21 protein-coding genes are annotated in these 22,540 nt (G+C 71.0%); 10 read left to right on the top strand and 11 right to left on the bottom strand.

Annotated elements, in window-relative coordinates; translation table 11 throughout:
- Window positions 1-4: 4 nt before the first annotated feature.
- The 7 genes from AC1DWJ_RS16865 to AC1DWJ_RS16835 all read right to left on the bottom strand — a co-directional run bounded on the left by AC1DWJ_RS16865 (window position 5) and on the right by AC1DWJ_RS16835 (window position 8,955).
- Window positions 5-1,855: a glycoside hydrolase family 3 protein gene (locus AC1DWJ_RS16865; protein WP_477621431.1), complete on the bottom strand. Its 1,851-nt coding sequence runs from the start codon at window positions 1,853-1,855 to the stop codon at window positions 5-7.
- A gap of 112 nt (window positions 1,856-1,967) precedes the next feature.
- Window positions 1,968-3,605, bottom strand: coding sequence for a glucoamylase family protein (locus AC1DWJ_RS16860; protein ID WP_477621430.1), 1,638 nt, complete (start codon window positions 3,603-3,605; stop codon window positions 1,968-1,970).
- 81 nt (window positions 3,606-3,686) lie between these two features.
- On the bottom strand, window positions 3,687-4,514 hold the full coding sequence (locus AC1DWJ_RS16855; RefSeq protein ID WP_457254913.1) for a carbohydrate ABC transporter permease: 828 nt from the start codon (window positions 4,512-4,514) through the stop codon (window positions 3,687-3,689).
- A gap of 7 nt (window positions 4,515-4,521) precedes the next feature.
- Complete coding sequence (locus AC1DWJ_RS16850) at window positions 4,522-5,478, bottom strand: carbohydrate ABC transporter permease (protein ID WP_457254911.1); 957 nt, start codon at window positions 5,476-5,478, stop codon at window positions 4,522-4,524.
- A 2-nt stretch (window positions 5,479-5,480) separates the two neighbouring features.
- On the bottom strand, window positions 5,481-6,752 hold the full coding sequence (locus tag AC1DWJ_RS16845) for a sugar ABC transporter substrate-binding protein (protein ID WP_457254910.1): 1,272 nt from the start codon (window positions 6,750-6,752) through the stop codon (window positions 5,481-5,483).
- A 92-nt stretch (window positions 6,753-6,844) separates the two neighbouring features.
- A complete protein-coding gene (locus AC1DWJ_RS16840) occupies window positions 6,845-7,867 on the bottom strand; it encodes a LacI family DNA-binding transcriptional regulator (RefSeq protein WP_457254909.1) in 1,023 nt (340 codons plus the stop codon).
- A 146-nt stretch (window positions 7,868-8,013) separates the two neighbouring features.
- Window positions 8,014-8,955, bottom strand: coding sequence for a sugar-binding transcriptional regulator (locus tag AC1DWJ_RS16835; protein WP_457254908.1), 942 nt, complete (start codon window positions 8,953-8,955; stop codon window positions 8,014-8,016).
- Between the two features lie 120 nt (window positions 8,956-9,075).
- Here AC1DWJ_RS16835 and AC1DWJ_RS16830 point away from each other — a divergent pair, with 120 nt between their 5' ends.
- Window positions 9,076-10,494, top strand: coding sequence for an FGGY family carbohydrate kinase (locus AC1DWJ_RS16830; RefSeq protein WP_457254906.1), 1,419 nt, complete (start codon window positions 9,076-9,078; stop codon window positions 10,492-10,494).
- 71 nt (window positions 10,495-10,565) lie between these two features.
- Here AC1DWJ_RS16830 and AC1DWJ_RS16825 read toward each other — a convergent pair whose 3' ends face one another.
- Window positions 10,566-11,750, bottom strand: a complete 1,185-nt coding sequence (locus tag AC1DWJ_RS16825) for an MFS transporter (protein WP_477621429.1) — start codon at window positions 11,748-11,750, stop codon at window positions 10,566-10,568.
- 142 nt (window positions 11,751-11,892) lie between these two features.
- Here AC1DWJ_RS16825 and AC1DWJ_RS16820 point away from each other — a divergent pair, with 142 nt between their 5' ends.
- Both AC1DWJ_RS16820 and AC1DWJ_RS16815 read left to right on the top strand, forming a co-directional pair.
- Window positions 11,893-12,348: a MarR family winged helix-turn-helix transcriptional regulator gene (locus AC1DWJ_RS16820; RefSeq protein ID WP_477621428.1), complete on the top strand. Its 456-nt coding sequence runs from the start codon at window positions 11,893-11,895 to the stop codon at window positions 12,346-12,348.
- 68 nt (window positions 12,349-12,416) lie between these two features.
- Window positions 12,417-12,905 carry a cupin domain-containing protein gene (locus tag AC1DWJ_RS16815; RefSeq protein ID WP_477621427.1) on the top strand — a complete coding sequence of 163 codons (489 nt, stop codon included), beginning with the start codon at window positions 12,417-12,419 and terminating at the stop codon, window positions 12,903-12,905.
- Here the strand turns inward: AC1DWJ_RS16815 and AC1DWJ_RS16810 are convergent.
- Window positions 12,890-14,446, bottom strand: a complete 1,557-nt coding sequence (locus tag AC1DWJ_RS16810; protein WP_457254902.1) for a PucR family transcriptional regulator — start codon at window positions 14,444-14,446, stop codon at window positions 12,890-12,892. The two genes, AC1DWJ_RS16815 and AC1DWJ_RS16810, sit on opposite strands and share 16 nt — an antisense overlap.
- 102 nt (window positions 14,447-14,548) lie before the next feature.
- Between AC1DWJ_RS16810 and AC1DWJ_RS16805 the strand changes: the two genes are divergently transcribed.
- The 6 genes from AC1DWJ_RS16805 (at window position 14,549) to AC1DWJ_RS16780 (ending at window position 20,270) form a co-directional block, all read left to right on the top strand.
- The gene (locus AC1DWJ_RS16805; protein WP_477621426.1) at window positions 14,549-15,817 is read left to right on the top strand and encodes an NAD(P)/FAD-dependent oxidoreductase; all 1,269 of its coding nucleotides are present in this window, start codon (window positions 14,549-14,551) and stop codon (window positions 15,815-15,817) included.
- Between the two features lie 166 nt (window positions 15,818-15,983).
- Window positions 15,984-16,283: a metal-sensitive transcriptional regulator gene (locus AC1DWJ_RS16800; protein WP_457254900.1), complete on the top strand. Its 300-nt coding sequence runs from the start codon at window positions 15,984-15,986 to the stop codon at window positions 16,281-16,283.
- Window positions 16,284-16,329: 46 nt separating this feature from the next.
- Window positions 16,330-16,548 carry a heavy-metal-associated domain-containing protein gene (locus tag AC1DWJ_RS16795; RefSeq protein WP_457254899.1) on the top strand — a complete coding sequence of 73 codons (219 nt, stop codon included), beginning with the start codon at window positions 16,330-16,332 and terminating at the stop codon, window positions 16,546-16,548.
- Window positions 16,545-17,486 carry a hypothetical protein gene (locus tag AC1DWJ_RS16790; RefSeq protein ID WP_457254898.1) on the top strand — a complete coding sequence of 314 codons (942 nt, stop codon included), beginning with the start codon at window positions 16,545-16,547 and terminating at the stop codon, window positions 17,484-17,486. The genes AC1DWJ_RS16795 and AC1DWJ_RS16790 overlap by 4 nt, the downstream gene beginning before the upstream one ends.
- Window positions 17,483-19,768 (top strand): heavy metal translocating P-type ATPase, encoded by a 2,286-nt coding sequence (locus tag AC1DWJ_RS16785; RefSeq protein ID WP_477621425.1) that lies wholly within the window; start codon window positions 17,483-17,485, stop codon window positions 19,766-19,768. Before AC1DWJ_RS16790 ends, AC1DWJ_RS16785 begins: the two co-directional genes overlap by 4 nt.
- Window positions 19,769-19,904: 136 nt before the next feature.
- On the top strand, window positions 19,905-20,270 hold the full coding sequence (locus tag AC1DWJ_RS16780) for a hypothetical protein (RefSeq protein WP_477621424.1): 366 nt from the start codon (window positions 19,905-19,907) through the stop codon (window positions 20,268-20,270).
- 68 nt (window positions 20,271-20,338) lie between these two features.
- On the opposite strand, the gene AC1DWJ_RS16775 is transcribed toward AC1DWJ_RS16780, so the two are convergent.
- Window positions 20,339-21,451, bottom strand: coding sequence for a lysylphosphatidylglycerol synthase transmembrane domain-containing protein (locus AC1DWJ_RS16775; RefSeq protein ID WP_457254895.1), 1,113 nt, complete (start codon window positions 21,449-21,451; stop codon window positions 20,339-20,341).
- Between the two features lie 125 nt (window positions 21,452-21,576).
- The gene (locus tag AC1DWJ_RS16770; RefSeq protein WP_457254894.1) at window positions 21,577-21,927 is read right to left on the bottom strand and encodes a UBP-type zinc finger domain-containing protein; all 351 of its coding nucleotides are present in this window, start codon (window positions 21,925-21,927) and stop codon (window positions 21,577-21,579) included.
- A 98-nt stretch (window positions 21,928-22,025) separates the two neighbouring features.
- On the opposite strand from AC1DWJ_RS16770, the gene AC1DWJ_RS16765 reads away from it, so the two are divergent.
- On the top strand, window positions 22,026-22,523 hold the full coding sequence (locus AC1DWJ_RS16765) for a DUF427 domain-containing protein (RefSeq protein ID WP_477621423.1): 498 nt from the start codon (window positions 22,026-22,028) through the stop codon (window positions 22,521-22,523).
- Window positions 22,524-22,540: the final 17 nt, after the last annotated feature.

Genomic DNA, 22,540 nt, shown 5'->3' with positions numbered 1-22,540 from the left:
CCGGTCAAACGGTAGAGATGACCGACAGGCCGTGTCCGAAGGCGAACAGCGGGTCGTCGTACCCGGGGACGTCCTCACCGTGGCGACGCACCTGCTCCATCGAGCGCGGCAGGTCGAACGGCAGCCGGCCCTCCGGAGGGATCACTCCGGTGAGCGCGTCCACGAGGGCCTCGTCGTTGGTGCCGTAGCTGCCGACCAAGGCACTGGCCAGCGGCAGCAGCGGGGTGACGACCGCCGGACGGTCGAGGACGACGTCGATCACGAGGGGGCAGTGGGCGGCGATCCGCCCGAGCCGGGCGACCAGACCTGGCGGGAACTCGAGCGAGCCTTGGTGGAACCACGACTCGAGGAAGAGGTCGGAGCGGGGCTCGAAGGGCGCGGGCAGCCGCACCAGCGCCACCTCGGCGTCCTCGGGCCGGTCGACCGCGACCCCGAGCGCCGCGACGGCCTCGGGGGACACGTTCTCCGCGTAGACGCGCCGGCCCTTGGTCAGGGGGAGCACCGGCAGACCCTCACGCTCGCCGTTGGCGAGCACGGTCACGGACCTGGCCTGTGCGGCATACCCGGTGGCGCGGAAGTCCTTGCGCCCCAACGTCTCTGCGGCCACGTCCTCGTCGACGAACGGGTCGTCGAACAGACCGAGACGGAACTTGACGGTGAGCAGCCGGCGGGCCGACTCGTCGATGCGCGCCTCGGTGACGCGTCCCTGCGCGACGAGGTCGAGCAGCAGCTCGACGCACTCCTCGCCCCCGAACTGGTCGGCGCCGGCCTCGAGGATGAGCTCCATCCGCGCCGCGGGGTCGAGGTGCTCGACCCCCCACGCCCTGGCGGGGAGCACCTGGTCGCCGACGTGGTTGTCGTTGACCAGCTCCCAGTCGGTCACCACGACCCCGTCGTAACCGAGGGTGCCGCGCAGCAGGCCCGTGACGACCTGCTTGTTGTAGCCGAAGCCGACTTCCTCGATCTGCTCGCCGTCGATCTCCAGGGCGATCGGCATGCCGTAGTAGGGCATCATCGCCGCGGTTCCAGCAGCGATGATCGGGGGGAACGGCTTGAGGTGGTCGGCGAACCGGCCGCCGGGGTAGACCTGCTCGCGGCCGTAGGGGAAGTGCGCGTCCTCGCCGTCCTTCTGCGGCCCGCCACCGGGGAAGTGCTTGCTGGTGCAGGCGACGCTGCCCGGCCCGAGCGACTCCTGCTGGAAGCCCTGCAGGTAGGCCACCGCGAGCTCGCTGACGAGGTCGGGGTCCTGGCCGAAGGTGCCCGACTGCCGAGCCCACCGCGGCTCGGTCGCGAGGTCGAGGGTGGGGTGCAGGGCGGCCCGGATGCCCACCGCGCAGTACTCCTGGCGGGCGATGTCACCGAACTCCCGCACCAGCTCAGGGTCGCGCAGGGCGGCGAGGCCGAGGGGTTCGGGCCACTGGGAGAACGACTTCGCGGCGAACGACGTGCCGGCGTTCTCGATGAAGGCGTGCCTCGGGTCGGTGGAGACCGTGACCGGTATGCCGTGCGGCGACTGCTCGGCGATCGCCTGGAGGGCGTTGTGCCAGCGCGCGGCCAGGCGCGCGTCGTCGAGGGCGTGCACGTTGAAGTGGGTGAGGTGCTTGCGCAGCACCACGTCGGAGGTCGCCGACTTGCTGATGGCGCCCGGACCCTCCAGGACCGTGCCGTCGGCACCGGCCTCGATGACGGTCTGGAACATCAGCCCGACCTTCTCCTCGAGGGAGAGCCGGGGCAGCAGGTCCTCGACCCGCTCCTCGACCGTCAGGCGCGGGTCCTCGAACGGATCCATGCGGTCGTTGCTGTTGAGGTCGCGGTACTCGACCCCGTCGGGGCTGGTCTTCCTGACCGGGTGCATGGCGTCCTCTCAGTGGGCTGGCCGTGGGCGACCGGGCGTTCGGTCGGCCACCTCCGGCACCGCGCGCCCCTGGCCATCAGGGGCTTGCCCGGGGCGCGCGGTGGGTCCGGGGTCAGGCGATTCCGGCTCCGAACTCTTCCACACCGATGACCGGGCGCAGCGCCCGCTCCACGTCGGCGGTGCTGAACGCACGACGAATCACGTTGTCCGCCATGACGTTTCCGATGGCGCCCATGATCATGGCCTGGTCGAGGGACAGGTAACGCCTGGCGATCTTGCCCGACTTGACGGCGACGGCGTCGAAGAAGCCACCCGTGCCGTAGGCCTTGAGCTCGTCCTGGATCTTCGCGAGGTTCGTGAAGGCCTGGTCGGGCTCGTGCATCATCGCCAGGAACGCCGCGTGCGGCGTGACGACACCGTCGCGGTAGGCCGGGTTCGGGTTGGTGCCCGCGCGGCAGTCGCCGAAGCCGCCGTCGTAGTTGGTCCCGGCGAAGGCAGGGTCGTTGGGGTCGATGTCCGAGAGGTAGCCGGTCGGGTTCAGGCCGAGCTGGTCGACCCCGAACTCGCGGTAGCCACCGTTCGGGTTGCTCGACGGCGAGAAGCCCCAGTAGCCGTAGCCGGCCTCGATCAGGCCGTGCTCACGCTGCGAGCGCACGTGCAGCGTGTGGTTGAGCCCCCACGACCGCGGCGCCCAGCTGGACTCCGGGACGAACACGTCGGGCATGAGCTCCTCGAACATGCTGCCACCCCAGCCGGGGACGACGTGCATGCCGCGGTAGGTGTACGCGCCCTCGTAGACGTCGACGCCGAAGTAGGTGCGGTTCTCCCCGACCGGCTGCATCTCCGGCCACGACCAGTCGCAGGTCGCAGGGAAGGTGCGCCACATGGCGAAGTAGTGCTCCTTCGGGACCTGGCCGGTCAGGATGCCGAGATAGCTCGTGATGCGGGTCTCGGACACGGTGGTGTCGTAGTGGTGGTTGGTGAGCCAGACGTCGGGACCGATGCCGATGTGGTTGCCGTAGAAGCCATCCGTGCGACCGGGGGGCTGCACGACGAAGAAGCCACCGTGCATCAGGCCCGGCTTCCGGGAGGCGTTCGGGTCGTAGAAGCTGTCCCAGCGCATCCGGCTGAACAACCGCTTGGCCAGCGGCGCGGCGCCCTTGTCGGAGGTCATCACGACCCTGAGTGCCGCCCCGAGCCAGCCGTTGTCGACACTGGAGAGGAAGGGGTCGACCCGGTTGCCGTCGGTCGGCCAGGTGGTCAGCTTCTCGCCCGTGGCCTCGTCGTACCAGTTGTAGTACATGCCGCTCGGCTCGTGGTGCTCCATGCCCAGCAAGGTGTTCAACGTCTGGATGAGGCGCTTGGTGCACTCTGCCTTCGAGATGATGCCGAGCTCGCGGGCCACCACCGCCGACCAGAGGTAGCCGCCGATGTTGGTGGGCGAGGTGTAGCCGGACCGGTCGCCGGGGGCCAGCGACTCCGTGATGTTGTCGGCGGGCAGGCCGGTCTTCGGGTGGGTCATGGCCACCAGGCTGCGCCAGGTGTCCGTGGCCCAGCCGTGCACGCGGGTGGACTGGGCAGCCGCCGAGGTGGTCGACGCGAGGTATGCCGGTGCGGCAGGTGCCGCAGGAGCGGCGAAGGTTCCTGCCGACGCGCGACCGGCGGTCAGGCCGGTCGCGGCCACCGCCGTTGCCCCGACGAGGAGCTGTCGGCGCGTGGCGGAGGGGAGGATGAGCTGGGAGGTGGCCATGGGTGAGGCTCCAATCAGGTTGTTTCCCTTGCTGGTACCAAGGGCACGGGCTGCCTGCTGCGGGCGGGAACGCCCAAGGGGCTACTTGATCCCGGTCGTGGCAATTCCTTCGATCACGCGACGCTGGAAGACCAGGAAGATCGCCAGCACCGGGACGACGACGACGGTGGCTCCGGCGAGGAGCAGGCCGTACTGCGTCGAGTTCTGGCCGGTGGAGTAGAGCGCGAGCGCCACCGGCAGCGTGTAGGTCTTCTCCTGCTGGGCGACGACCAGCGGCCACAGGAAGTTGTTCCAGCTGCCGAGGAAGGTCAGGATGCCGAGCGTCGCCAGCGCCGGTCCGGCCAGCGGCAGGAAGATCTGCCGGAAGATCCGCAGCTCCCCCGCGCCGTCCACCCGGCCTGCGTCCAGCAGGTCGCGGGGGAGACCGAGGAAGAACTGCCGCATCAGGAAGACACCGAACGGCGCCGCCAGGAACGGCAGGATCAGTCCGGGCAGGGTGTCGATGAGCCCGATGTTGGCCACGAGGACGAACAGCGGCACGAAGGTCACCACGCCCGGGATCATCAGGGTGCCCATCACGACGACGAACAGGATCTTCTTGCCCTTGAAGTCGAGCATCGCCAGGGCGTAGCCGAGCATCGAGCAGAAGAGCAGGTTGCCGGCCGTGACGCAGACGGCCACGACGGTCGAGTTGAAGAAGTACTGCTTGAAGTTCAGCCGCGAGAACAGCTGGGTGTAGTTGTCGAGGGTGACCGTCTCCGGCCACCAGGTCGGCGGGCTCTGGAGGAGCTCACCCTGGGTCTTGAAGCTGCCCAGGATCATCCACACGAAGGGTGCGATGACGACCACGAGGAGCACGGTGAGCACTCCGTAGAGCAGCACGCGGCCACGAACGTTCATTCCAGTCATGACGACCTCACGTGTTGTCACGCAGCAGGCGGAACTGGATGGCAGCCACGATCGCGATGACGACGAAGATGATGTAGCTCATCGAGGCCGCATAGCCGTAGTTGCCGAAGCCGAACTGCTTGTAGGTGTACATGGACATCGAGATGGTGCTGTTGAGCGGGCCACCGTTGGTCATCACGAACGGCTCCTCGAAGAACTGGAGGTAGCCGATCGAGGTGGTGACCGAGACGAACAGCAGCGTCGGGCGCAGCATCGGCAGGGTGATGTGCCGGAACCGCTGCCACGCAGTCGCACCGTCGATCGAGGCTGCCTCGTGGAGCACCCACGGCACACCCTGCAGACCGGCCAGGAAGATGATCATCGCGGTGCCGAAGTTGCGCCACGCTGCCATCAGGATCAGGCCGGGCATCGACCAGTTCGGGTCGCCGAGCCAGTTCGGCCCCGGGATCCCGACCCAGCCGAGCACCGTGTTGATGAGGCCGAACTCCTCCTGGAGGAGGAACCGCCACACCACGGCCACCGCGACGATCGAGGTGATGACCGGCAGGTAGAAGCCGAGGCGGTACGCCGAGCGGAACTTGGTGATCCCGCGGTCGAGCGCGACCGCCGCGGCCAGGGCGATACCCAGGGTCAGGGGCATCCCGATGACGACGAAGTATGCGGTGTTGAGCGCCGACTTGCGAAAGACCGGGTCGGAGAAAGCCTTCGTGAAGTTGTCGAAGCCCACGACGTTGACCGCGAACGGGCTGCGCAGGTCACGTGACTTGGTGTCGGTGAGGCTCATGAAGAGCGACTGGACCACCGGCCACGCGGTGAAGACGAGGAACAGCAGGCAGAACGGCAGCGCCAGGATCCAGGCGGCCGGCGCTTGGCGCAGTGCCTTCCTCGCGGCACCACCCCCGCGGGGGGACGGGCGGGTCTCGCCCGTCTCCCCGCGAGGGGTCACCTCGGTGGTGGTGGCCATGATTACTGGCCGGTGCCGATCGAGTCAGCCTGCTGCTGCACGGTCTTCAGGGCCGCAGCGGGGTCGGCGCCCTTCTTGGTGACCTTCTCCATCTCGGTGTCGAAGCTCGCGACGACCTGCTCCCACGTGGGGAAGCTCGGCGGGGCCTGGGCGGTCTCGAGCTGCTTGCCGAAGGTGGCCAGCTTCTTGTCAGCGGTCAGCGCCGGGTCCTGCCACGCGGACTTCACCGCGGGAAGGTCGGTGGACATCTGGTACCACTTGACCTGGGTCTTCGGGTCGCTCAGCCACTGGATGAACTTCCAGGCGGTGTCGCGCTGCTTCGACTTCTTGAACACCACGAGGTCGGATCCACCCACGAACGACGACGACTTGGTCTTCGCCGGGATGGGCATGACGTCGTACTGGTCCTTCTTCACACCGACCTTCTCGACCGCGGACATCATCCACGGGCCCGAAACGAACATCGGCACGCGACCGCTCTTGAAGTCGGGCTCGGTGGTCGGCGTGGCCGGCGCAGCCTTGTCTGAGATCCCGTCGGTGAAGTAGCTCTGGTAGTACTTCACGGCCTCGAGCACCTGCGGGCTGTCGAAGTTGTAGGCCTTGCCGCCGTCCTTGGTGAGGTCGGCGTCGTTCGACCAGCCGAACGGCATGATCGACTGCCACGAGCCGACACCGCCGGCCTGGAAGCCCATGCCGTACTTGGCGCCCGCCTTGGTCTGCATGGCCTTGGCCATCGACTTCAGGCCGTCCCAGTCGGTCGGCGGCGTGGCGAAGCCGGCCTTCTTGGCGAGGTCGGTGCGGTAGTAGACCAGACGGGTCTCGACGTACCACGGCACACCGAACGAGGTGCCGTTGACCTCGGTGGTCTTCTGGGCGCCCTCGAAGAAGACGGACTTGTCGATCGCCGGCGGCGTCGGGTCGAGCGCGTCGTTGCCGGCGAACTCACCCATCCAGGTGGTGCCCACCATCGCGGCGTCCGGAGTGGTGCCGGCCGTGATCGCGGTGGTGAACTTCTGGTATGCCGCGTCCCACGGGATCGCGGTGACGTTCACCTTGGCGCCGGGGTTGGCTGCCTCGAACTCCTTGGCGAGCTTCGGGAGATTCTCTCCCTCGGCTCCCATGGCCCACACCGTGATGGTGCCGGTGGCCTTGCCTGCGCTGACGTCCTTGCCTGTCTCGGTGGCCGTCGAGCCGGCGTCACCACGGCCACAGGCCGTCAGGGTGAGCGCTGCGGCGGCGATCGTCGCAACCGCTATGGCGGGAGTGCGTCTCATCGGGTTTCTCTCTTTCCTCGGGGGCGGGGGCGTGCGGAAGTGGGTCTGGAGCGCGCAGCGTCGGGGCGCGCCGGGGTCTCGGGGTGGTGCTGTCAGCCGGGCGGGCCCGTGCAGCCACACGAGCGCCGGATCACCAGGTGGGTCGGGATCACCAGCGGACCGTCCTCGACGGGCCCACCGGTGACGCGACGGTGCAGGCGTTCGGCTGCCTGCGCACCGAGCTCGCGGACCGGCTGGCGGACGGTGGTGAGCGCAGGTTCGACGTAGCGGGCGGTCATCACGTCGTCCCAACCGACGACGGCGACGTCCTCGGGCACCCTCGTGCCGCCCTCGTGCAGCCGCTTCATCACGGCGAGGGCCAGCTCGTCGTTGGCGCAGACGAGGGCGTCGGTCGTGAGGTCACCGGACAGGATCCGGTCGGCGAGGGCGGTGCCGTCCGCCTCGCGCAGCGAGATGCGCACCGGCTCCGCGGCCGTCAGGCCGGCCGCCGCATGGGCGGCGACGAAACCGGCATACCGGTCTCGGACGTCAGGGCCGGAGTCCGGGTCACCGACGAAGAGGAGGGCGGTCCGGCCGTGTCCGAGGACGTGGCTGGTGATCTCCTCGGCGCTGTTGGTGTTCTCCGAGGTGACCGTGTCGATGTCGGAGTGCGGGTCGCCGGCGATGAGCACCACGGGCTTGGAGCCGTGGAGTGCGGTGACGGTGTCCTCAGGGATGGCCGCCGAGCCCAGCATCGCGAGGCCATCGACGCGGGTGGCGAGCTTGCGGACCGCGGCGGGGAGGTTGTCCTTGCCCTCGGCGAGCATGAGCACGACGCTCTGGCCGAGTTCGGCCGCACGCGACTCGAACCCCATCAGGAGCTCGGAGTAGTAGGGACCGGAGAGCTCGGGAAGCACGAGCCCGTGCGCCTCGTGGTGGCGCACCGCGAGGCTGCGCGCTGCGGCGAGGGGCACGTACTTGAGCTCCTCGGCGGCGTCCAGGACGCGCTGTCGGGTCTTGTCGGAGACCGCGGTGGAGCCCTGCAGGACGCGGGAGACGGAGGCGATCGAGACACCAGCACGCTCGGCGACGGAATAGATCGTCGTCCCGCTGGAGTGCGTCGCACCGGTCGCCACAGGTCTGCCTCTTTCATCGTTGAAAGCGCTTACATCTGTTTCGACCATGCCATGGCTGAGAGAGGGGCGCAAGGGGGTGTGTGGCGATTTGCCAGTTTCGAGGGCTCCGTCAAGGCCCTCGTCGAGGGCTGCCGGGACGCGGCGAGTCAGCCCGCGAGCAGCACGTCGGCCAGGGTCGCGTCGGCCACGAGACCTTGCACCAGCCCACCCTCGAGGGCGGCCCGCACGGCCGTCGACTTCGACGCCCCCGAGACCACCGCGATGACCTCCGGGACCCGCGTCAGGTCGTCGGGATCCATGGTGATGAGGCGGGCAGCGACCTTGGGGCGCAACGGTTTTCCGCCCGCGTCGAAGAAGATGCCGGCCAGCTCGCCGATGACTCCCCGAGCCGTGAGGTCGCGCTGCTCGGCCGCGTCGAGGAGGTCGTGGATCGTCGACTGGCCCGGCCGCCAGGCGCCGATGCCGACGACGGCCTTGCTCACCGCCGAGGCGCGGGCCAGGCCGTCCACGACGGCCGGCTGACGCCGCAGCGCATCCGCGCTGGACTTGCTGTCGAGGACGAATGGCGCATAGAAGACAAAGGCCTTGCCGCCGGACACTCGTGCTGCGCGCCGGACGATGTCGACGGCGCTGCTGTCGAGGTCAGGGAGGGCGATCGCGCCGGTCAGCTGGACGACGTCGACGCGGGGCAGGCTGGTGAGCGCGCTGACCATCGCGTGGACGTTGCGCGACCAGGGGAGGCCGAGCACGTCACCCTCGACGAGGACCTCCGACAGCAGCTCGGCCGCCGCCCGGCCCAGCTGGTGGCGCACGGCTCCCGGGTCGGCATCGGCGGTGTCGACGACGACGGCGTGCGCGAGGCCGAAGCGCTGCTGGAGTCGCGCCGACAGGTCGACGTCGAGCGAGCCCTGCCGCACGATCTCGATCCTGACCAGGCCACGCTCCCGGGCGGCCTCCAGCAGCCGTGCGACCTTGAAGCGGCTGATCCCCAGCTCGTCGGCAATCTCGACCTTCGACTGGTTCTGGAGGTAGTGGCGACGCGCGATCGCGGCGAGCATCACGAGCTCGGCGGGTCCGTCGTCCTCCACGTGTCCGTCCTTCCCATTGACAGGGTCCGGGGTGCGCCGACATGCTCGACGAACTCGTTTGCGCATCATTGCGCTCGTCTGAGCGACAGTCAACCAGGCCCGTGACCCCCGGAGGCCTCCATGCCCGACGCCCCTCGCACCCTCGTCGCCGGGGTCGACTCGTCCACCCAGTCGACCAAGGTGGTCGTCTGCGACGCTGCGACCGGCGAGATCGTGCGCTCCGGTCGGGCGCCGCACCCCGACGGCACGGCCGTGCACCCCGACCGGTGGTGGGACGCGTTCACCACGGCGACGGCCGACAGGCTGCTCGACGACGTCGCAGCCATCGCGGTCGGCGGGCAGCAGCACGGCATGTGCGCCCTCGACGAGTCCGGCGCGGTCGTGCGGGATGCGTTGCTGTGGAACGACACCCGCTCAGCGCAGGCCGCCCGTGACCTCACCGACGAGCTGGGCGGGCCGCAGGAGTGGGTGCGCCGGACGGGCTCGGCCCTGGTGCCCAGCTTCACGGTGACCAAGGTGCGGTGGCTGGCCGAGCACGAGCCAGACAACGCCGCACGGGTCCGCGACGTGGTCCTGCCGCATGACTGGCTCACCGCTCAGATCCTCAAGCAGGGCAACGGTTTCGAGCGCTACACCACCGATCGCGGAGATGCCTCAGGCACCGGCTACTTCTCCAGCACCGCCGACACCTACCTCCCCGACCTCCAGGAGCTCGCGCTCGGACGGGTCTTCGGCGTGCCGACGGTCCTGGGTCCCCACGAGGTCGCGGGCCGCACCGATCGCGGGATGGTCGTCGGACCCGGCACGGGCGACAACGCCGGGGCGGCGCTCGGGCTGGGGCTGCGACCGGGCGACGTCGCCGTCTCCCTCGGCACCAGCGGCGCCGTGTTCGCCGATGCCGACCGGCCGGTGGCAGATCCCAACGGCCTCATCGCGTCGTTCGCGAGTGCGTCCGGTGGCCACCTGCCGTTGATGGCGACCCTCAACGCGGCACGGGTCCTGACTGCTGCAGCCCAGCTGCTGGGCACCGATCTCGCCGGGCTCGACCGACTCGCCCTCGCAGCGGCACCCGGGGCCGGCGGGCTGACGCTGCTCCCCTACCTCGACGGCGAGCGCAGCCCCAACCTCCCCGACGCCACCGGCACCCTCGGCGGCCTGACCCGTGCCAACGCGACCCCCGAGAACCTCGCCCGCGCCGCGGTGGAGGGGATGCTCGCCAACCTCGTCGCCGGCGTGGCTGACGTGCGTCGGCTCGGCCTGCCGGTCGAGCGCGTGGTGCTCATCGGTGGGGCGGCGGCCTCCGGCGCGGTGCGCGCGGTCGCTCCCGGACTGTTCGGTGTGCCCGTCGCGATCCCGGAGCCCGGCGAGTACGTCGGGCTGGGGGCCGCCCGCCAGGCTGCCTGGGTGCTGGTCGGTGACGAGCGTCCGCCGCAGTGGCAGGTCCGTTACGAGGCGACCCTCGACCCGCCCCCCGGTGACGTGGGCGCCGCCGTCCTCGACCGGTATGCCGGCCTGCTGGCCCGCGTCCACCCCGCCTGACCGCTCTCCCCTCCTCGAGCAACCTTTGCTAGCAAAGGTTGCTCGATCGCCGACAGGTTGCAAACTGTCCGTCAGCCAGTTTCCTTTGCTAGCAAAGGTTGCGCGAAGGGAGCCCGACGGACCAGGCGTTCGGCGCCGACCAGCACCACGAGGGCCCCGAGACTGAGCGCAGCGCCGTCCCAGATGGTCGAGGCATAGCCGAGGCCCGCGGTGATGGTGAGCCCGCCGAGCCACGCACCTGCGGCGTTGCCGACGTTGAACGCCGCGATGTTGGCGCCGCTGGCCAGGGTCGGCGCCGAGCCGGCATACGTCATGATCCGCATCTGGAGCCCCGGCACGGTGGCGAACCCGAAGCCACCCATGAGCACGAGCCCCACCACGGCCAGCACGGGTGAGTACGCGGTGAGCGCGAAGCCGCCCATCACGACGGTGAGCGCCGCGAGCACCACGGTGAGGGTGACGGGGACCGAACGGTCGGCGGCCCGGCCACCTACCCAGTTGCCCACGAAGAGGCCGACCCCGAAGAGGACCAGCAGCCACGGCACCGTCGAGGACGCGAAGCCGGAGACCTCGGTGAGGGTGTAGGCGATGTAGGTGAACGCGCCGAACATCCCGCCGAAGCCGAGCACGGTCACCAGCAGCGACAGCCACACCTGGCCGGACCGGAACGCGCCCAGCTCGCCACGCAGCCCCGCGTCACCGGCCGGCACCGGCTGCGACGGCACCAGGGTGGCCATGCCGACGAGCGCCAGGACGCCGACCACGCTGATCGCCCAGAAGGTCGAGCGCCAGCCGAGCTGTTGCCCGAGCAGGGTGCCGAACGGGACGCCCAGGACGTTCGCGGTGGTCAGCCCCGCGAACATCATCGCGATCGCGCCGGCCTTCTTCTCCGGTGCGACCAGGTGGGCGGCGACGACCGAGCCGATGCCGAAGAACGCGCCATGGGTCAGGGCCGCCAGGATCCGCCCGAGGAGCATCACCTCGTAGGTGGGGGCGTTCGCCGAGACGAGGTTGCCGGCGATGAACAGCACCATCAGGGCGGTGAGGACGTGCTTGCGGTTGAACCGCGTGACCGCCGCCGTGAGGCCGATCGCCCCGACCGCCACGCTCAGCGCATAGCCGGAGATCAACCAGCCCGCCGCGGCCTCGTCGACGCCGTAGTCCGCAGCCACCTCGGGCAGCAGCCCCGCGATGACGAACTCGGTGAGCCCGATGCCGAAGCCCCCGATGGCGAGGGCGAGGAGTCCAAGGGGCATGTGGTGCCTTTCCGTGCGTCGAGGTGTCAGGGCCCGGGGTTCCTAGGTTTCCCGAGCGGGTATGCCGCGTATGCAACAACCGGCGTATGCAGCAAGTTAGTTGCATGCGCGGCTTATTGCAAATGCGGGCTATGATGGCCGGATGGGAATCGCAGACGATGCCGTCGAGGTCCGCGCCCAGGGCTGGCGGACCCTCGCCGCGCTCCACGGGCTGATCGAGTCGTCCCTCGAGCGCGAGCTCACCAGCGCCCACGACCTGTCGGTGGTCGAGTTCACCGTGCTCGACGCCCTGTCGCGCCAGGACGGCTGGCACCTGCGGATGTCACAGCTGGCCCGTGCGGCCGCGCTCTCCAACAGTGCGACGACCCGGCTGGTCAACCGGCTGGAGGACCGGCAGCTGATCCGGCGGATCCTCTGCGCCGACGACCGACGCGGCATCTACACCGAGCTCACTCGCTCCGGGGTCAAGCTCCTCGAGGCGGCCCGGCCGACGCACGACCGGGTGCTCGAGGAGACGATCCGACAGGCCGAGGAGACGCCCGAGCTGGCTCCCCTCGTCGACGCCCTGCACCGGCTCCCTGCCGCCGTCGCCGTCTGACCCCACCGCGACCTCCCGCCCGGGCGCACCCGTCGCGCGGTGGTGCGGGCCCGGGCAGGATGGCAGGCATGAGCTATCCACCGCCCCTCTACGACGGCACCACGGGCGAGGTCAGCGCGACCATCCGCCTGAGCGACGCGGAGCCGGATGTCATCTACCCCAACGGAAACCGGGTGCACTACCTGTCGAGCGGCGAGTCCACCGGACGGCTGTTCGGGCTCTACCGGTGGGAGTTCGCCGGACCGCCCTCCGGTCCCGACTCGCACTTCCACAAGACCATCGCCGAGTCGTTCTACGTCCTGTCCGGCGAGGTGAAGATCTTCGACGGCACCCGCTGGAACACGACCAGGTCGGGCGACTACGTCCACGTGCCGCCCTGCGGCCTGCACGGCTTCCGCAACGAGTCAGGCGCCGCGTCGATGCTGCTGCACTTCGCGCCCGGCGCTCCTCGCGAGGGGTACTTCGAGGGGCTGGCCCGCGTCGCAGCCGGCGAGACCATGACCGACCAGGAGCGCGACGAGTTCATGCGCTACCACGACAACTACTGGGTGGACTGACCCGCCGCCGCGATCTGGAGACGGACGGCGAGCCGCACGGTGGCATCGTCGAGGTCGAGTCCCGCGAGGTCGGCGATGCGGGCCATCCGGTAGCGCATCGTGTTGGGGTGCACGTGGATCGAGTGCGCGGCGCTGGTGGGCGCACCCGGGTGGTCCAGCCAGGCAGCCAGGGTCCGCAGGTAGTCGCTGTGGTGCTCGGCGTCATGGTCCCGCAGCACCGCCAGCGGGCCGAGCGGATCGCCGACCAGCGTGCTCGCGGCCCGCGCGATGGTGACCTCGGCCCAGACCTCCTCGTGCGCCACCACCGAGTCGTCGGCGCCCGGCACGTCACCCGTCCGGCCCGGACCAGGCAGGCTGACCACCCGGTCGGTCTCCTGCGCCTCCACCCGCGAGCGCTCCAGCTCCCCCGGTGCGTATGCCGTGCGGCCGGCTCGAGCGGTCAGCGCCAGGGACTCGTCGCGGGCCTGCCCGACCACGCCGCCCAGCCAGGCCCACGTCCCGGGTGACATCTCGTCGCTGTCGCGCACCACGGCATACCCACGACCGTCGAGGTCGGCGAGCAGGGGCTGGTTCCACGCGTGCCGTCGGCACACCGACTCCCAGAGGTCGAGCAGCCGCACGGGGTCGCCCTCGCCGCCGAGGGCGACGACGCGCCACGGTCCGGCCGGCAGCCAGTCGGCGGCGCCGCTGGTGTTGCCGGACAGCACGCCGCGCAGGCGGTCGGCGGCGACCCTGCGGGACAGGTCGGCCTGGGCCCGCAGGCGGAGCAGGTGCAGCGCCACCACCGAGGAGGTCTGGACGAGCTCGGTCACGAGGGCGGCCGGGGGGCGCTCCTCGACCACCGCCCAGATCGAGCCGAGCCACTCACCTCCCGCGCGCACGGGGATGACCAGGCGCGCCTTGGTACCACGCGCCGCAGGCACGAAGACGGGTTCGGCGGAGCGGGCGAGGCGGCGGAAGACGCCCTGCGCCCGGAACGTCGCGAGCACCTCGTCGGGCACCCGGCGGCCGACGATGGTCGAGACGCGCGCCGGGTCGGTGAGGTCCTGCTTGGAGGAGTAGGCGAGCACCCGCGACTGGGCGTCCTCGATGGTGACGGGGGCGGCGACCAGGGCGGCCGCGGCGTCGGCGAGCGCGAACAGGTCGTCCTGCACGGGGGCGTCGTCACGCCGTCCGGGTCCCACGGCGGCGCGGTCGATCACGCCCCGGAGCAGCCAGACGAGGTGGGCCCACGACGCCTGCTCCGCGAGCTCGACGAGGGCGATCTCGCTGCGCCGGGCGCGGTCGCGGACGGTCCGGCGCCGGGCGATGCCGCGCCGCAGCACCACGCCCCCCGCACCCGCCTCGGCGGCGCGGCGCACGAGGTCGGCCGCCGACTCGGCCGACTCGACCCCGACGCCCAGGACGAGGTCACCTGGCTGGCCGACGATCCCCTGACCGGGTTCAGCGATGGTCAGGTCGTCGACCTCGGCACCGGGGTGCGGCACCCCGAGGGTCAGCAGGCCCCCGAGGGTGGCCACGAGGTCGGTGACGGCGAGCACCCGCTCAGGGTGCTCCTGTTTGTGGTCTCAGCACAAGTGATGCTGGAGGATTCATGCTGTTGGCCCAAGGCGGCATACCCGCCCCGCTGTCACTCTCGATCTATGGCTCCCATCACCGCAGCAGGTCTCCCCGTCCCCCAGCGCGTCGCCGTCGTCGGCGCCGGCATGGTCGGTCTGTCGACCGCCTGGTTCCTCCAGGAGCACGGTGTGGAGGTGACCGTCCTCGACCGCGAGGGTGTCGCCGCGGGTTCGTCGTGGGGCAACGCCGGGTGGCTGACCCCCGGCATCGCGACGCCGCTGCCGGAGCCGGCGGTCCTGAAGTACGGCCTGCGCGCCGTGCTGTCGCCGAGCTCGCCGGTCTACGTGCCGCCGAGCGCCGACCCCAAGTTCCTCAAGTTCGTCACCGGGTTCACCAAGAACTCCACGATGAAGCAGTGGAAGAAGGCGATGGGCTCGCTCGTGCCGGTCAACGACCTGTCGCTCGAGAGCTTCGACCTCCTGCGTGACGGTGGCGTGCAGGCCGAGACCCGTGAGGCCAAGTCGTTCCTCGCGTCCTACCGCACCGAGGCCGAGCGGGTCACCCTGCTCGAGGAGATCGAGCACATCCACGCCGCCGGCCAGGACATCGAGTTCGACGCCCTCACCGGCGACCAGGCCCGCGCCATCGAGCCGAGCCTGTCCGACGAGATCGGCGCGGCGATCCTGCTCAAGGGCCAGCGCTTCATCGACCCGGGCACCTACGTGCACGCCCTCGCCGACTCGGTGCGGGCCCGTGGCGGCAAGATCATGGACGCCGCCACCGTCGCCGACATCCGCGACACCGGCACCGGCGTGGTGGTCACCACTGCCGAGGGCTCGGTCGAGGAGTTCGACGCCGCCGTCCTCGCGACGGGCGCCTGGCTCGGCAAGCTCGCGCGCCAGTTCGGCGTGAAGAACGTCGTGCAGGCCGGTCGCGGCTACTCCTTCTCGGTCGCGATCGACCACGTGCCCAACGGCCCGGTCTACTTCCCCGCCCAGCGCGTCGCCTGCACGCCGATCGGCGACCGCCTGCGCGTCGCCGGGATGATGGAGTTCCGCAAGCCCGAGGCCGCGCTCGACCAGCGCCGCATCCAGGCCATCGCCGAGGCCGCCCGCCCGCTGCTGCGTGGCGCCGACCTCGACAACCGCCAGGACGAGTGGGTCGGCTCGCGCCCCTGCACCGTCGACGGCCTCCCCCTCATCGGAGCCACGAAGTCGCCCCGCGTCTTCGCCGCCGGTGGACACGGCATGTGGGGCATCACCCTCGGCCCGGTCACCGGTCGACTCCTCGCCGAGACCATGGTCACCGGCAAGCAGGTCGAGCAGCTCAAGCCGTTCGACCCCCTGCGCTGACCCGACCTCTCCTCCCAGCACCCCCTCTCGAGCAACCTTTGCTAGCAAAGGTTCCTGGATGGCGGACAGGTTGCAACCTGTCCGCCATCCATTTTTGTTTGCTAGCAAAGGTTGCTTGCAGGGGGCGTGGGCTTGACTGGATACCATAGGGGGGTATGGTGTTGGCATGGCCGACACCGACACGCACCACGGATACCACGACCAGAAGGACAGCCACCTCAAACGGCTGCGCCGCGTCGAGGGACAGGTCCGCGGCCTCCAGCGGATGGTCGAGGAGGACAAGTACTGCATCGACATCCTCACCCAGGTGTCGGCCGCCACCAAGGCGCTGCAGTCGTTCTCGCTGGAGCTGCTGGAGGAGCACCTCGAGCACTGCGTGGTCGACGCCGCGCGCCGGGGCGGCCCCGAGGCCCAGGACAAGGTCCGCGAGGCCTCCGACGCGATCGCCCGGCTCGTCCGGTCCTGACCGGCACTGACCGGCCACCGCGAGACACCAGACCAAGGAGCACCCCATGAGCACCCAGAACTTCGACGTCGTCGGCCTCACCTGCGGTCACTGCGCGAGCGCCGTCACCGAGGAGCTCAGCGCCCTCGACGGCGTGTCCGGCGTGACGGTCGACCTCGTCGCGGGCGGCACCTCCGCCGTCACCGTCGAGACGTCCCGCGAGCTCACCCCTGCTGAGGTCGCCGAGGCCCTCGACGAGGCGGGCGACTACAGCCTGGCGCCGTGAACGCGGTCACCCGCGTCGCCGCGTTCGGCGCCGGGGTCGCCGTGGCGTTCGGGGCGGCCTTCGGCGTGGGTCGACTCGCGGACCTCGGTATGCCGGGTGCCGACCAGGCCGCCGCCGCCGCACCGCACGCCGACATGACGAGCGACGGCAACGGGCCCGACGGTCACGACCCCGACGGTCACGCCCCGGACGGTGACGTAACCCAGACCGAAGCATCCGTGCCGGCCGGGCTCAGCGCCACGGCCCAGGGCTACCAGCTCGTCCCGGGCACGACGACCATCGAGCCGTCGACCTCGGCGCGGGTGACCTTCCGGATCATGGGTCCGGACGGACGACCCGTCACCGCCTTCACCACGGCGCACGAGAAGAAGCTCCACCTCATCGTCGTGCGCCGCGACCTGTCCGGCTTCCAGCACGTGCACCCCGCGATGTCGCCCGACGGCACCTGGTCGGTCGACGTCGACCTGAGCCGGCCCGGGCAGTGGCGGATGTTCGCTGACTTCGACCCCGACGGCGAGACCGAGGGACTGGTCCTCGGCACCGACCTCGCCGTCCCCGGTGACTACTCCCCCGCCGCGCTCCCCGGTCCCGACCCGACCACCTCGGTGGATGGGTTCACCCTGCGGGTCGCGGGCGCCCTGTCCCCGGCGAAGGCCCAACCCGTGGCGTTCACGATCGGTCGTACCTCCGGCCGGGCGGTCGCCCTCGAGCCCTACCTCGGCGCCGGTGGCCACCTCGTGGTGCTGCGCGAAGGTGACCTCGCCTATGCCCACGCGCACCCCCTCACCGGAGTCAGCAGCCTGGCAGGCGGCGCGGCCGGTCTGGCCTTCCAGGTCGAGGCACCGGGGCCGGGGCGCTATCGCCTGTTCCTCGACTTCAAGGCCGATGGGGCGGTCCACACTGCCGCTTTCACGTCCGACGCCGGGAGGACGCCATGACCCACGCACCCCCGAACGGCACCACCACCGTCCCAGCGACCGGCGCGGTCGAGCTCGTCATCGGCGGCATGACCTGTGCCTCCTGCGCGACCCGGATCGAGAAGAAGCTCAACAAGATCGAGGGCGTCACGGCCACGGTCAACTACGCCACCGAGAAGGCCAAGGTCAGCTTCCCGGCCACGGTCTCGACGGACGACCTCCTCGAGACGGTCGAGCGCACCGGCTACACGGCGTCTCTCCCGGTCGTCGCTCGCGCCGACGGCGGCGCCGTCCCTGAGGCCGAGGCCGACCCCACCGCGCAGCTCCGTCACCGGCTGCTCGTCTCGGTGGCGCTGGCCGTGCCCGTCGTCGTGCTGGCGATGGTGCCGGCGTGGCAGTTCGACTACTGGCAGTGGGCTTCCCTCGTCCTGGCCGCCCCGGTCGTGGTGTGGGGCGGCTGGCCGTTCCACCGGGCCGCCTGGACCAACCTGCGTCACGGGCAGACGACGATGGACACCCTCGTGTCGGTGGGCACCCTGGCGGCGTTCGGCTGGTCGCTCTACGCCCTCTTCCTCGGCACGGCAGGTGTCCCGGGGATGACGCACCCCTTCCGGTTCACCCTCGAGCGCACCGACGGCGCCGGGAACATCTACCTCGAGGCAGCAGCCGGGGTGACCGCCTTCCTCCTGGCCGGGCGCTACGCCGAGGCCCGCGCCAAGCGGAGCTCCAGCGCCGCGTTGCGAGCCCTGCTCGAGCTCGGGGCCAAGGACGTGGCGGTGCTGCGTGGTGAGGGGGACGACGCCCGCGAGGAGCGGATCCCCGTCGAGCAGCTGGTCGTCGGCCTGCGTTTCGTGGTGCGACCGGGCGAGAAGATCGCCACCGACGGCACGGTCGAGCACGGCACGTCGGCCGTGGACGCGTCGATGGTGACAGGCGAGTCCGTGCCGGTCGAGGTCGGTCCCGGCGACGCGGTCGTCGGCGCCACCGTGAACGCCGGAGGCCGCCTGGTCGTCCGGGCCACGCGGGTCGGCGCCGACACCCAGCTCGCCCAGATGGCGACGCTGGTCGAGGACGCACAGAACGGCAAGGCGCAGGTGCAGCGGCTCGCCGACCGGGTCTCCGGCGTCTTCGTGCCCATGGTGATCCTGCTCGCGGCGGCCACCCTCGGCTTCTGGGTCGGCACCGGGGCCGGCTGGACGGCCGCCTTCACCGCGGCCGTCGCCGTGCTGATCATCGCCTGCCCGTGCGCGCTCGGGCTGGCCACGCCCACCGCCCTCATGGTCGGCACCGGCCGCGGCGCGCAGCTCGGCCTGCTCATCCGGGGGCCCGAGGTGCTGGAGTCCACCCGCCAGGTCGACACCGTGGTGCTCGACAAGACGGGCACCGTCACGACCGGTCGGATGGCGCTCGCCGACGTGGTGGCCACCGACGGCGAGGACCCGGCCGAGGTGCTTCGGCTGGCTGGTGCCCTCGAGGACGCCTCGGAGCACCCCGTCGCGCGCGCCGTCGCCGAGGCGGCCCGGGCTCGGACGACCGGTGCGCTGCTCGGAGTCGAAGGCTTCGCCAACAGCGAGGGGCTCGGTGTCAGCGGGACCATCGACGGCCACGCCGTCGTCGTGGGACGGCCACGGCTGCTCACCGACGCTGCGGTTTCCCTCCCCGACGACCTCAGGTATGCCGTGGAGTCGGCTCAGCAGCGCGGCGCCACTGCCGTCGTCGTCGCGTGGGACGGGGTGGCCCGTGGCGTGCTAGTCGTCTCGGACACGGTGAAGGAGAGCTCTGTCGCCGCAGTCGCCCAGCTGCGGGCGCTGGGTCTCCACCCGATCCTCCTCACCGGGGACAACGCGGCCGCCGCCGCCGCGGTCGCGGCGCAGGTCGGCATCGACGAGGTGGTCGCCGACGTGCTCCCACAGGAGAAGGTCGAGGTGGTGAAGCGACTGCAGGCAGAGGGGCGCACGGTCGCGATGGTCGGGGACGGGGTCAACGACGCGGCCGCGCTGGCGCAGGCCGACCTGGGGCTGGCGATGGGTACGGGGAGTGACGTGGCGATCCAGGCCAGCGACCTCACCCTGGTCCGGGGTGACCTGCGCTCGGCACCCGACGCGATCCGGCTGGCCCGCCGCACCCTCGGGATCATCCGCGGCAACCTCTTCTGGGCGTTCGCCTACAACGTCGCCGCGATCCCGCTGGCCGCGCTCGGCCTGCTCAGCCCGATGATCGCCGGGGCGGCCATGGCGCTGTCGTCGGTGTTCGTCGTCACGAACAGCCTCCGCCTGCGCGGGTTCCAGTCCACCGCCCCCTGAGACGCTGACCAGTGCGGCTGGCCGACGGTCGGTATCTCATGCAAAAGGCGAGTTAGCGCCGCGGCGGCCGTCGCTAACTCGCCTTTTGCATGAGCTAGCGCCGTGGCGCGGTCAGCCCCGGTGGCAGGATCGGGGGGTGAGCTCCGACCTGCGCGGCCTGCTGCAGTCCTCCCTCCTGCCCGCGATGCGCGCGCGCGATACCGACACGGTCGCCGTCGTGCGCTCGGCGCTGGCCGCCATCGCGAATGCCGAAGCCGTGCCCGTCGAGTCGACGACTCCCCTGGCTGAAGGTCCGATCGCTGGTGCTGCGGTGGGGCTGGGTGCCACGGAAGCCGCTCGGCGGGAGCTGAGCGAGGACGAGGTGCGCGAGGTCGTGGAGCGGGAGCGGCAGGACCGCGTGCGCGCGGCCGAGCAGTCGGAGGCTGGTGGCCTCGGGGAGTATGCCGCGCGGCTGCGCACCCAGGCCGCCGTCCTCGGGTTCCTCCTCGAGCGGACCGCCTGACGCCGTTGTTCGGAAGATCCGCCGTGCCTGGGCCCGGCGGATCTTCCGAACAACGGCAAGCGGGTCCGTCAGGCGGCGAGGGCCGCGCCGCGGCGGCGCAGCGACCAGGCGAGCATCGACAGCCCACCGACCGGGATCTCCATGCCGAAGATGAACGCGCGGTAGAGCAGGACGCCGGCGGCTGCGGTGGCCGGCTCGCCGTGGAACGCCACGAGCACCCCGGTCATCCCGAGCTCGACGATGCCAGTGGCCCCGGGCGTGATGGCCACCATGGTCAGGATCCGCTCGACCGCGAATGCCGCGCCGACGATGGCGGGGTGGACGTCGGCGCCGACCACGCGCAGGCAGGCCCAGAGGAGCACGGCCTGCAGCGCGGCATACGCGAGCTTGCCTCCGACCATCCGCCCCCAGCCCGCGGCGACGAGCCCGGCGCTCTCGCGGCGGAACGACGCGGCCCGCTCGGCATACCCCTCGTCGGCCGTGGGGAGGAAGTGGACGCGGGCCACGACGCGGTCGGCGACCCGACCGAGCCACCGCACCGCGCGGTCGTCACGGGCCACCAGCCAGACCGCGGCCATGCTGCCGGTGAGCAGCCCGAGTCCGACGTAGGCGGCGGTGCTGACACTGCTCGACACCTCGACGCCGGCGACGCCCAACCAGCAGAGGGCGAGCCCGGGCAGGACGAACTTGAGGAGGGTGTCGACGAGGTTGGTCAGGACGGCCCAGCGTGCGAAGGCCGGGGACTCGAAGCCCCACGAGCGGGCCATCCGCCAGTTGGCCACGGTGCCGGCGGCGCCGCCGAGGGGTAGCAGGTTGGAGACGAAGGAGCCGGTGAGGTTGAGCATCAGGGCCCGGCGGTGCGAGAGCCCCGGGAGCGCGGCGGTCAGCGCGGGGGTCTGCACCCAGAGCCCGGCCAGCCAGAGGACGGTCAGGATCGCGAGCTGGCCGACGGTCAGGCCCTTGAGCGCGGTCGCGATGTCAGCCCACTCGGCGCCGGCGACCTTCGGCAGCGCCAGCGCGACGATGCCGGTCGCGAGCGCCCCGGTCACGAGCAGCTTGGCGGCCCCCCGCCCGCCGCGTCCTCCCCCAGGAGCGCGGCGGGCGACCCGAGCCCGCGCGGTGACCGGCCGCACTGGTGCGGTCAGTGCCGTCGGCGGGATCAGCTCGGTGTGGAGGGCCATGAGTCAACCGTCCCGGTTCAGGGCACCGCCGTACATGGGGGCAGATACCCAGATCGACCCTCGGTGTGACTAGTCATTCTCAGGGTCAACCCTGAGGCGAACGGGTGCGGAGGCTGTACCTGCGGCTAGTTGAGGTGGCTCTGCCAGTCGGCGGGGACCTGTCCCGCCGGACCCGGCGTGGGCTGGTCCTCGGGGTGGCTCTGCGGGTCGGCCAGCCGCGGGCCGAGGAAGGCCCGCTGCGCGCTGAAGTCCCAGAACCAGTCCTCCCCCGGCTCGAAGCTCGCCATCACCGGATGGCCGGTCTCCTCGAAGTGGTGGCTGGCGTGCTGGCTCGGCGAGGAGTCGCAGCACCCGATGTGTCCGCACTGCGCGCACCGACGCAGGTGGACCCACCACCCTTGCACCGCAAGGCATTCCACGCATCCGGTCCCGCTCGGCTCGACCTCCGGGTCGATCCCCACCTGCTGCTGCGCCATGTGGCCACCTCCGTCCCGGCCAAGTTACCCGCGATCGCGAGGGGTCGCGTCCCGAGCGGATGTCCCGGCTCCCCGCTGTCGCGACGTAGCGTGGGGGCATGCCCCGACCCGCACCAGCTCCCACCTCCCCCGGCCAGGAGTCGGTCTGGGACTACCCCCGTCCACCACGGGTGGAGTCGAGCACCGAGACCCTGGAGGTCTGGCTCGGCGGTGCGCGGATCGCGCTCTCGACCACGTCGTGGAGGGTGCTGGAGACCAGCCACCCGCCGACCTACTACCTGTCGCGCGAGGCGTTCGTCGACGGGTCGCTGCGCCCTGCTGCCGGGTCCTCGTGGTGCGAGTGGAAGGGCGGGGCCTCCTACCTCGACCTGGTCGCGGGCGGCGTCGTGGCGCCACGCGCGGGGTGGTTCTACGCCGACCCGTCGTCCGGCTTCATCGTGATCAGGGATGCCGTGGCCGTGCTGCCCGGCCTGGTCGACCGCTGTGTCGTCGACGGCGAGGTCGTGCGCCCGCAGGAGGGCGGCTTCTACGGCGGCTGGATCACCGATCGCGTCGTGGGCCCGTTCAAGGGGGGGCCCGGCTCGCACGGCTGGTGAACCGGTCGGCTCGGGCG

Source organism: Pedococcus sp. P2_D7 (assembly GCF_056404295.1).
Note: the sequence above shows the minus strand (reverse complement) of the source record. Positions and strands in the feature narration are given on the sequence as shown.

What these genes read in the sequence shown, in the direction of transcription:
- AC1DWJ_RS16860 (WP_477621430.1), bottom strand. Translation starts at nt 3,605, where the DNA reads ATGGCCACCTCCCAGCTCATCCTCCCCTCCGCCACGCGCCGACAGCTC.
- AC1DWJ_RS16830 (WP_457254906.1), top strand. Translation starts at nt 9,076, where the DNA reads ATGCCCGACGCCCCTCGCACCCTCGTCGCCGGGGTCGACTCGTCCACC.
- AC1DWJ_RS16850 (WP_457254911.1), bottom strand. Translation starts at nt 5,478, where the DNA reads ATGGCCACCACCACCGAGGTGACCCCTCGCGGGGAGACGGGCGAGACC.
- AC1DWJ_RS16865 (WP_477621431.1), bottom strand. Translation starts at nt 1,855, where the DNA reads ATGCACCCGGTCAGGAAGACCAGCCCCGACGGGGTCGAGTACCGCGAC.
- AC1DWJ_RS16770 (WP_457254894.1), bottom strand. Translation starts at nt 21,927, where the DNA reads ATGGCGCAGCAGCAGGTGGGGATCGACCCGGAGGTCGAGCCGAGCGGG.
- AC1DWJ_RS16800 (WP_457254900.1), top strand. Translation starts at nt 15,984, where the DNA reads ATGGCCGACACCGACACGCACCACGGATACCACGACCAGAAGGACAGC.
- AC1DWJ_RS16775 (WP_457254895.1), bottom strand. Translation starts at nt 21,451, where the DNA reads ATGGCCCTCCACACCGAGCTGATCCCGCCGACGGCACTGACCGCACCA.
- AC1DWJ_RS16855 (WP_457254913.1), bottom strand. Translation starts at nt 4,514, where the DNA reads ATGACTGGAATGAACGTTCGTGGCCGCGTGCTGCTCTACGGAGTGCTC.
- AC1DWJ_RS16795 (WP_457254899.1), top strand. Translation starts at nt 16,330, where the DNA reads ATGAGCACCCAGAACTTCGACGTCGTCGGCCTCACCTGCGGTCACTGC.
- AC1DWJ_RS16785 (WP_477621425.1), top strand. Translation starts at nt 17,483, where the DNA reads ATGACCCACGCACCCCCGAACGGCACCACCACCGTCCCAGCGACCGGC.
- AC1DWJ_RS16845 (WP_457254910.1), bottom strand. Translation starts at nt 6,752, where the DNA reads ATGAGACGCACTCCCGCCATAGCGGTTGCGACGATCGCCGCCGCAGCG.
- AC1DWJ_RS16765 (WP_477621423.1), top strand. Translation starts at nt 22,026, where the DNA reads ATGCCCCGACCCGCACCAGCTCCCACCTCCCCCGGCCAGGAGTCGGTC.
- AC1DWJ_RS16805 (WP_477621426.1), top strand. Translation starts at nt 14,549, where the DNA reads ATGGCTCCCATCACCGCAGCAGGTCTCCCCGTCCCCCAGCGCGTCGCC.
- AC1DWJ_RS16825 (WP_477621429.1), bottom strand. Translation starts at nt 11,750, where the DNA reads ATGCCCCTTGGACTCCTCGCCCTCGCCATCGGGGGCTTCGGCATCGGG.
- AC1DWJ_RS16820 (WP_477621428.1), top strand. Translation starts at nt 11,893, where the DNA reads ATGGGAATCGCAGACGATGCCGTCGAGGTCCGCGCCCAGGGCTGGCGG.
- AC1DWJ_RS16815 (WP_477621427.1), top strand. Translation starts at nt 12,417, where the DNA reads ATGAGCTATCCACCGCCCCTCTACGACGGCACCACGGGCGAGGTCAGC.